This is a genomic window from Protofrankia sp. CiP1_Cm_nod2, from assembly GCF_920664355.1.
Classification (GTDB): Bacteria; Actinomycetota; Actinomycetes; order Frankiales; family Frankiaceae; genus Protofrankia.
The window spans coordinates 1-5634 of sequence record NZ_CAKKTL010000295.1; the positions used below are offsets into that span (position 1 = coordinate 1).

Sequence of the window (5634 nt, forward strand, 5' to 3'; positions counted from 1 at the left end):
GCCGACGGGTTCCGGGTGGTCCGGGCGGCTGATGTGGGCGGGTGCGGACGGCCCGTGGGGCGCTCCGCGGGGCCGTGCCGCCCGCGGCGGTGCCCGCGCGGGTGCCCGCGCGTCGATCCACCCGGCCGGAGCGTCCCGCCCGGCCAGCCCCGGGCCACCCACCCGGAAAACTTCGGCCCGGAAAGCCCGCACGTAACAGCTGCCCGCTCAATAAACAGACATTTATCGAACAACTTGACAATCAAGAAACAACAAAATCAAGATTTCATCCACCAGTATCACCCAAAATCCATCCGGACATATTTTTCAAAAAACTACGGAGAGCATCCGGCGGGGACTCCCGGTTTTGCGCAGGCGACATCAAGAACAAATAAAAGCCCAGCTCAGCCGGGCCTTTGACAATCGACGTCACAACAGTCATTACTACTGACAGTAATGATGATTTACGTGCCGTGACCCAGTCGGAGGGCCTGCGCCGTTCCGCCCGTGGGAGAACGCTTGTCAAGGCATGGAGCCATAGTTAGGCTGACGGCACAGCGTTGATCCACGGGGGAATCGACTTGGACACGACCACTCGTACCCGCCGTGGGCGACTCACGCTGAAACCGCATTTCCGCCGCTCCCTCAACGTCCCGAAGGTGGTATTCCCATGCCCGCACCAAGTGACGTGGAACAGCTCCTCGACCGCAAAATCGACATCTGCTTCGGCCATGGCGACCAGAATGGCAACGGAGTTCTCGAGGCCGCGGACGCCCTCGCCCTGGCGGCGCGCATCATCGCCTACCTCGGCGAGCCGTTCGGCTCCGCCAAGGCGCAGGCGCTGCTGGTCTCGTTCGAGAACTTCTGGGCGCACGTCTCCAAGGAGCTGGACTCCAACCAGGACGGCAAGGTCACCCCGCTGGAGTGGCGTGCCGGCCTGAAGAGCGCCTTCGCCACCGACATCGCCAAGTTCGAGGCCGGCTTCAGACCGCTGGCCCAGGCCCTGTTCGACATCGCCGACCGGGACGGCGACGGCCGCGTCGACGTGGGTGAGTTCGCCAACTTCCAGAAGGCGTTCGGCACCTCCACCACGAACAGCAGGATCGCCTTCGAGAAACTCGACCGCAACGGGGACGGCTCGCTGTCGGTACCCGAACTGGTCACCGCGTGGCAGGAGTTCTACACCAGCACCGACCCGAACGCCCCCGGCAACTGGCTGTTCGGCGACGTCTTCGGCGAGACCGTCTGGGACGGCAGCAAGGTAATACTCTGAATCATTCCCCCTCCCGTGCTGCCGGTGGCCGGAAGAACATTTCCGGCCACCGGCAGCACGCCGGTCATCCCGGGCCTCCCGGCAGCGGGCCGCCGCCAGGAAACCCGCGCCACGTCATATCACGACCATTACGGGGGACGCGCAGCATGAAATCACCGCCGGATCCGGTGGCTGTCGTCGGCATCGGCTGCAGATTCGCCGCCGGTATCGACTCCCCCGCGTCGCTGTGGCGATTCCTGATGGACGGCCGGGTCGCGGCGGGCGACATACCCGACCACCGCTGGGAGGACTACGCCCGCGACCCGCGGACGGCGGCCGTGCTGCGCCGCACCACGGCCCGCGGCTCGTTCATACCCGATATCGCCGGTTTCGACGCCGAGTTCTTCGGGATACCGCCGCGCGAGGCCCGCCTGATAGACCCGCAGCACCGGCTGGCCATGGAAGTCGCCTGGGAGGCGCTGGAACACGCGGGCATACCGCCCGGCACGCTCGCCGGGTCGGACACCGCGGTGTTTGTCGGGATCGGCTCCGACGACTACGGGCGGCGGCTGCTGGAGGACCTGCCCGGCATCGAGGCGTGGACCGGTATCGGCGCGTCGATGTGCGCGGCGGCCAACCGCATCTCGCACGCCCTGGACCTGCGCGGGCCGAGCGTGGCGATCGACACCGCCTGCTCGGCCTCGCTGGTCGCGATCCACCAGGCGGCGCTCAGCCTGCTGCACGACGACGTCCCGCTGGCGCTGGCCGGCGGCGTCATGCTGATGGCCGGGCCGGGGCTCGCTGTCGCGCTCGACGCGGCCGGCGCGACCTCGCCGGACGGCCGGTCGAAACCCTTCGACGCCGCCGCCGACGGCTACGGCCGTGGCGAGGGCTGCGGGTTCGTGGTGCTGCAACGGCTGTCGGCGGCGCGGCGCGACGGCAACCGGGTGCTCGCCCTGCTACGCGGGGGCGCGGTACGCCAGGACGGCCGCACCGACGGCATCATGGCGCCCAGCGGCAGCGCCCAGGAACATCTGCTGCGCCAGGCGTACCGGACCGCCGGGGTGGACCCGGCGACCGTCGGCTACGTCGAGGCGCACGGGACCGGCACCAGGGCGGGCGACCCGGTCGAAGCCGGCGCGCTCGCCGCCGTCATCGGAGGCGCCCGCCCGTCCGGGCAGCCCTGCCTGGTCGGCTCGGTGAAGGCGAACATCGGGCATCTCGAGGCCGCGGCCGGGGCCGCCGGCCTGATCAAGGCCGTGCTGGCCGTGGAGCGGGCGGTCATCCCACCGACGCCGGCCGTCGCCGGCCCGCACCCGGGCATCCCGTGGCACGGCTCGGGGCTGGCGCTGGTCGACACGCCCACCCCGTGGCCGGCAGGCCGGTCACCGGGCCATCCCCGCCGGGCCGGGGTGGCCGGCTACGGCTACGGCGGCACCATCGCGCACCTGGTGGTCGAACAGGCGCCGGCAACGGAACGTGACAGCCGTGGCCGCCAGGACAGCGGTCACAGCCGGCCGCGGCCGGCGGCCGGCCCCCGGATGTACCCGGTATCCGGCCGGGGAGCGGACGCGGTGACGGCCAACGCCGGGCGGCTGCGCGACTGGCTGCTGGCCCATCCCGCGGCGGAGCTGGCCGACGTCGGCCACACCCTCGCCCTGCGCCGGTCGCACCTGGCCCACCGCGCGGTGGTGATCGCCGAGGACCGCGCCGAGCTGCTCGACGGGCTGTCCGCCGTCACCCCGGTACGCGCGCAGCCGGATCTCGGCGACCCGGTGTGGGTGTTCTCCGGGCACGGTGCGCAGTGGCCGGGGATGTGCCGCGACCTGCTCGCGCAGGAGCCGCGGTTCGCCGAGGTGCTCGACAAGCTCGAGGCGGTCTACCGCCACGAGCTCGGCCGTTCCCCGCGGGAGATCCTCACCTGTGACGAGCCGCTGGGTGTGGACCTGGTACAGGCGTCGATCTTCGCCGTGCAGCTCGGGCTGAGCGCGCTGTGGCGGTCGTACGGCCTGCGCCCGGCGGCGGTGATCGGGCATTCGGTCGGCGAGATCACCGCCGCGGTCGTCGCCGGGGTGCTGGACGCGGACGACGGCGCCCAGCTGGCCTGCCGCCGCGCCCGGCTGCTGCGCCGGGTGGCGGGCCGGGGCGCGATGGCGATGGTGCCGCTGCCCTTCGCCGAGGCCGAGCGCGCGCTGGCGGACGACCCGCGGGTCAGCGCCGCGATCGAGGCCGGGCCGGGAACCACCGTCGTCTCCGGGATGCCGGCGGCCCTCACCCGGGCGATCGAGCGCTGGGCCGGGCAGGGGCTGACCGTCCGCCGGGTCAACTCCGACGTGGCCTTCCACAGCGCCCAGATGGAACCGCTGTGCGCGCAACTGGCCCGGGCCGCCGCCGATCTGCGGGTCGACCCGCCGGCGGTCCCGCTGTACAGCACGGCGCTGGGCGACCCGAGAAGCCCGGCGGCCCGGGACGCCGGCTACTGGGTCACCAACCTGCGCGCGCCGGTCCGGTTCGCCACCGCGGTGGCCGCCGCGGTGGACGACGGCCACCGGGCCTTCCTGGAGATCTCCACCCATCCGGTCGTGGCCCAGTCCATCGCGGACTGCTCGCCGTCGGCGGTCGTCGCGTACTCGTTGCGCCGCGACCGGCCGGCGCGGCGCTGCCTGCTGGAGAACCTGGCCGCCCTGTACCGCCGTGGCGCCCCGGTCGACTGGTCGATGCTGCACACCGACGGTGACCTGGTGGACCTGGTGGACCTGCCAACCTACGCGTGGCAGCACGAGCGGCACTGGGCCGAGCACTCCCCGGCCGCGACGGGCGGAACCGGCGCCGGCCACGACCCGGCGAGCCACACGCTGCTGGGCACCAGCCCGTTCACCGTGCACGGGCCCGTCCCGACCAGGGTGTGGCGAACCCACCTGGACCACGGCAGCCGGCCCTACCCGGGCGACCACCCGGTGGCGGGCAGCGAGATCGTGCCGGCGGCGGTGCTGCTGAACACCTTCCTGCGGGCGGCGGGCACCCGCGCGCTGCGCGAGGTGTCGCTGCTGGTACCGGTCGCCACCGCGCCGGCCCGGGAGATCCAGGTGACCTGCCAGGACGCCTCGCTGCGGCTGTCGTCCAGCGTGGACGGCGCGTGGCTGACCCACACCGTGGCGACGGTCGACACCGACCGCCCGGTGCGCACGGCCGCCCCCGCGCCGTCGGCCGGCACCCACGTGGATCCGGGGTTCGTCACCGACCGGCTGGCCGCGCTCGGCGTGACCTCGATGGGCCTGCCATGGCGGGTGACGCGGCTGCGCCGCCACGACGGCCCGTCCGCCGCCTCATCCGCCACTCCGTCCGCCACCCTGTTCGCTGTGGTAACCGCCGGTGACGGGCCGCCAGACGGTAGGACGTCGTGGGCGACGGTGCTCGACGCCGTGCTGTCCACGGCGTCGGTGGTCTTCCCCGGCCCGCCCGTCCTGCGGATGCCGGCCCGGATCGGGCGGCTGGCGCTGGCCGTCGACGAGCCACCGGCGGAGGTGGCCTTCACGGTGCGGGTACGCGGCACCGGAACCGACGGCGGGACCAGCGGCGACGACAGCGGCGACGACAGGGACGGCGACAGGGACACCGTAGACGTCGACGTCAGCGACCGGGCCGGCCGCCCTGTCGCCGTGATCCGGGCGCTGCGCTTCGGCACCCCCGAGGGACCACCACGGACCGCCGCGCACCTGCTCCACGAGGTCGCCTGGCAGCCGCTGGAACCGGCAGCGGGCCCCGCGTCCATCACTCGGGTAGCAACGCTCAGTTACGACCCCGGGCTTGCCGCGCTGCTGGCCGGGCGGGGTGGGCCCGCTGGGCCGGGCCTGCTGGGCCAGGCCGGCGGCCCGGGCGCGATCAGGCTGGTCACCGGGCCGGGCACAGCCGACGCGGTCGTGTTCACCGCCTGGCCGCAGGCCGGTGAGGAGCCGGCCGACGCGGTGGTACGGCTGGCGGGCCGGCTGCGCACGGTGCTGCGGGAGCACCCGACGGCCAGGATCTGGTGCGTCACCCACGGCGCACGGGCGGCCGAGGACGCCACCGGGCTGGCACAGACCGCGCTGTGGGGGCTGGGCCGTATCGCGGCCGGCGAGTACCCCGACCGCTGGGGCGGCCTGGTGGACCTGCCCGCGGATCCGTCCGCCGCGGACATCGCCGTCCTGGCCGGCCTGCTCGGGCAGCGCCGGGACGAGGACGTCATCGCGATCGCCGACGGCCGGGCCGAGGCCACCCGGCTGGTGCCCGCCGCCGGCACCGCCGCGGGCGGGCCGCGCTGCCGCCCGGACGGCACCTACCTGATCACCGGTGGTACCGGCGCGCTCGGCCGGCGCGTCGCCCGCTGGCTGGCTGCCCGGGGGGCGCGCCGGCTGCTGCTGCTC

2 protein-coding genes are annotated in these 5634 nt (G+C 73.5%); both read left to right on the forward strand.

Features of this window, described 5'->3' with window-relative positions; translation table 11 throughout:
* The first annotated feature begins 649 nt into the window (after positions 1 to 649).
* Complete coding sequence (locus NBW84_RS21965) at positions 650 to 1252, forward strand: EF-hand domain-containing protein (RefSeq protein ID WP_250287025.1); 603 nt, start codon at positions 650 to 652, stop codon at positions 1250 to 1252.
* A gap of 146 nt (positions 1253 to 1398) precedes the next feature.
* On the forward strand, positions 1399 to 5634 hold a 4236-nt coding region (locus NBW84_RS21970; protein WP_250287026.1), incomplete at its 3' end, for a type I polyketide synthase.

What these genes read in the sequence shown, in the direction of transcription:
- NBW84_RS21965 (WP_250287025.1), top strand. Translation starts at nt 650, where the DNA reads ATGCCCGCACCAAGTGACGTGGAACAGCTCCTCGACCGCAAAATCGAC.